The organism is Methanosaeta sp. UBA356 (assembly GCF_002496465.1).
GTDB classification, from domain to species: domain Archaea; phylum Halobacteriota; class Methanosarcinia; order Methanotrichales; family Methanotrichaceae; genus Methanothrix; species Methanothrix soehngenii.
Genome location: NZ_DAKC01000066.1, coordinates 8,685 through 8,980, shown reverse-complemented (window position 1 = coordinate 8,980; position 296 = coordinate 8,685). Strand labels below are relative to the sequence as shown.

Sequence of the window (296 nt, the reverse complement as noted above, 5' to 3'; positions counted from 1 at the left end):
TTTCATCCCCTGCAGGGCCCCTTGACACCTGTCGGTCCGCGGCGGTACCGGCCAAACTCGCTCTCTAGAAGGCGATCAGCCCTGATCACCGGCCCTTCCACGCAGACTCTCAGCCCATCCGGATCCAGGCAGCATGATCCGCATATGCCCACAGCGCATTTGAAGTAGCGATTGATGCAGGCCTGAGTTTTTTTGGCATGCTCTCGTGACCGGGAGATTACATCCCACATCATCAGCTCCGGGCCGCATAGATAGATCTGGTCGTAATCATCAAGGTCCAGAGCCTCAAGGCCCGC

At 58.1% G+C, this 296-nt stretch carries 1 pseudogene; it reads right to left on the bottom strand.

The features are described 5' to 3' along the window. Positions 1–2 precede the first annotated feature (2 nt). Positions 3–296 (bottom strand): annotated as a pseudogene (locus tag BP727_RS05935) (dihydroorotate dehydrogenase electron transfer subunit); the annotation flags it as partial.